The organism is Zhongshania sp., assembly GCF_041623545.1.
Classification (GTDB): Bacteria; Pseudomonadota; Gammaproteobacteria; order Pseudomonadales; family Spongiibacteraceae; genus Spongiibacter.
Genome location: NZ_JBFJWS010000372.1, coordinates 1 through 2,812, shown reverse-complemented (window position 1 = coordinate 2,812; position 2,812 = coordinate 1). Strand labels below are relative to the sequence as shown.

Genomic DNA, 2,812 nt, shown 5'->3' with positions numbered 1-2,812 from the left:
TTGGTTACGGTATGCAGGACTTTTTGGAATCAGGTGCGGCGTCGAGCGAAGCTGGCAAGCAATTACAGCAGTTCAATGAGACATGGAACGCCAATGGCATTTCTGATGGCACCCAAAGAAGTACTACGTTTTATGATATCAATGTACGACGTACATCCCACTCGGATGAATACCGCACCGATGCTGCGTATTTACTGGAGCAGATTGCTAGCGGCAAGCTGCTGCCACCTGCGGCTGAAATTTTACGCTTGGATCAGGCTGCAGAGGCGCATCGCCGCGTCGCCGACGGTGGCTTACGCCAGCGCCTAGTAATTTGCCCTTGATCCGAGCCGCTACTATTTAATATTTGAGGAAGTAAAAATATGCCAACAAATCGTCGTTTTTTGTTAGTTAGACGCCCAGTAGGGCTGCCCGTCGACGCAGATTTTTCCTTGGTAAGTGAGCCGACGCCTGAGCTCAAAGAGGGCCAGTTTCTATTGCGCAATCACTATGCCTCCCTAGATCCCGCGATGCGCGGCTGGATGGACGATAAGCCTTCCTATATGCCGCCGATTAAATTGGGTGATCCAGTGCGGGCATCAACCTTAGGTGTTGTTGCTGAATCGCGCAATCCAGACTTCCCCGTGGGCAGTTGGGCATCGGGGGCGAATGGCATTGAGGAATACTCATTGTGCCAGTCTGGTGCGGGCCGACGAGTTGATCCAGATGCGATGCCATCAGTGACGAATTATCTTTCTGTGCTGAGCGGCGTTGGGCTAACAGCCTATTTTGGCTTGTTAGACAAAGGTCGGCCAAGCGTCGGCGAGACAGTGCTGGTCAGTGGCGCGGCCGGTGCGGTGGGTTCCTTGGTTGGTCAAATAGCGAAAATTAAAGGCTGTCGTACCATTGGTATCGCTGGCGGCCCAGAAAAGTGCGAGCGTTTGTTAAAGGACTATGGCTATGATGCCGCCGTCGACTATCGTGGTAAATCGCCAAGCGAATTGGCGGCGGCAATTCAAGAGGCCGCCCCAGAGGGCGTAGATATCCAATTTGAGAATGTCGGTGGTGAAATTCTTGATGCGGGGCTGTTGGCATTGAAGCCCAATGCGCGGGTAGTGCTGTGTGGAATGATTAGTCAGTATAATTCGGAACCGGCACCGATCAGCAATCTTTGGGAACTCATTGTCAATGGTGCTCGAATCGAAGGTTTAATTCTTACTCAGTATATCCATCGCTTTGGTGAAGCAATGCCGGATCTCACTGCATGGTTGCAGTCCGGTCAGCTTCGTATAGATGAGCATATTGAAGAGGGCATTGAAAATACCTTATCGGCATTTCTAAAACTGTTTAATGGTGGCAACAAGGGCAAGCTGCTTCTCAAGCTCGCGTAACGTTAAATTCTATACCCCATGCCAAACGCCCTGCAGAAAGCGCAAGAGTGCTTGTGTCACTTCTTCAGGGCGCTCTTGCTGAATCCAGTGTCCCGCATTCGGTAAGACTTCTTCGCAGCGTAGATCACTGCACAGCACTCGCATTGCGTCGAGTGCCTGCGGCGCCATACTGAGTATGATCTCTTTGTCACCGCATAAAAAACCTGCCGGCTGGGCGATTTCTTGATTGCCATAGGCGCGGCCTTGATCTGCATTGCGATCTAGATTCCGATACCAACTAATCGGTCCGAAAAAACCGCCTTCGCGATAGGCGTCGGCATATTGGTCTAATTCTTTATCGCTAATAAAGCTTAACGGCCCCGCCGGTGGCGAAATTAGATCGGCTAGCAACGGTGCGTCCTTGGCTCGCGCTTTGGCCCATTCACCTTTGGGCGCATCACCGGAAAGTGCGAAGAAAATGGTTTTTAATGCAAGGCGGGGATCTTGCTCTAGCTCGGCCTCGGCGAGTCCAATCTCTTGAAAATAGCGAACGTAATAAAAACGGTCTGGGTACATGAGTTCAAAGCTTTGTGTCGCCGGTATGCTTGCGGCTGGCAGATGGGGCACGCTCAATGAAAACACACCCACGACTGACTCGGGAAAGCGCAGTGCGCAGCGCCAAGCGACAGCAGAGCCCCAGTCGTGACCTACGGCCACCCAGTGCTCTGCGTCGAGCGCGGTGGCGATAGCCATCATGTCATCGGCCAAGGCGTCGGTATTATAGGAATCTATTGTGCTGGGTTTAGATGAGTCGCCATAGCCGCGCATATCAGGTGCGGCGACGGTGTAGCCGGCTGCAGCCAAGGGTTCTAGTTGGTGACGCCAAGATAAACCCAATTCCGGCCAGCCGTGCATAAGGATGACTAACGGACCCTCGCCAAGAATCGTGACTGAAATCTTAATACCAGGTTCGGTTTCAATCAGGCGCAGAGATTTGGTCATCGGATTTCTCTATGGCTAAAAATTGCTAAAGGACGATACTGATGCCATGAAATGGCGAGTGGTGGCTTCCAGGTAAGGAGTAGGACTAAAGTCAGTGCAGATTGCCACTGACTTTAGTCTAGATTGCGCCGCGCAGTGCCACCCAATAGGGGAAATTTGGGGGCGCTAATTAATGACTAGGACGGCCAGTTTTTTTCGCCCAATCGCCGATGATTTCATCGAACACATCCATTTCGATTAGCGACTCTTTTTCTGGGAAGCTGTGATCAAAACTCACGTTGCCGGTTTCCATCAACTCTTTGGCTCTTTCCATGTGTAACTTTGCCGCGCCAATCCAGCCCCAGCCAGTGTGCAAGGCAAAGGCTGTGCCTGGTACTACGGGGCCAAGTACGCAAACCGGAATAGGTAGCTCGGCGACGAGAATATCGCACATTTCCTTTGATGCCAGTGGGAACATGAGG

The 2,812-nt window shown here is 51.9% G+C and carries 3 protein-coding genes and 1 pseudogene; 2 read left to right on the top strand and 2 right to left on the bottom strand.

Going from position 1 to position 2,812, the window contains the following annotated elements; translation table 11 throughout:
* A pseudogene (locus ABYT30_RS18045) lies at positions 1-323 on the top strand (hypothetical protein); the annotation flags it as partial.
* A 39-nt stretch (positions 324-362) separates the two neighbouring features.
* On the top strand, positions 363-1,370 hold the full coding sequence (locus ABYT30_RS18040) for an NADP-dependent oxidoreductase (RefSeq protein ID WP_373097882.1): 1,008 nt from the start codon (positions 363-365) through the stop codon (positions 1,368-1,370).
* A gap of 9 nt (positions 1,371-1,379) precedes the next feature.
* Here ABYT30_RS18040 and ABYT30_RS18035 read toward each other — a convergent pair whose 3' ends face one another.
* A complete protein-coding gene (locus ABYT30_RS18035; protein WP_373097880.1) occupies positions 1,380-2,351 on the bottom strand; it encodes an alpha/beta hydrolase in 972 nt (323 codons plus the stop codon).
* A gap of 169 nt (positions 2,352-2,520) precedes the next feature.
* A partial coding sequence (locus tag ABYT30_RS18030) for a hypothetical protein (protein WP_373097879.1) occupies positions 2,521-2,812 on the bottom strand: 292 nt, incomplete at its 5' end.

Bases quoted from the DNA above. Each gene is read 5' to 3' on its own strand.
- ABYT30_RS18040 (WP_373097882.1), top strand. From the start codon at position 363: ATGCCAACAAATCGTCGTTTTTTGTTAGTTAGACGCCCAGTAGGGCTG.
- ABYT30_RS18035 (WP_373097880.1), bottom strand. From the start codon at position 2,351: ATGACCAAATCTCTGCGCCTGATTGAAACCGAACCTGGTATTAAGATT.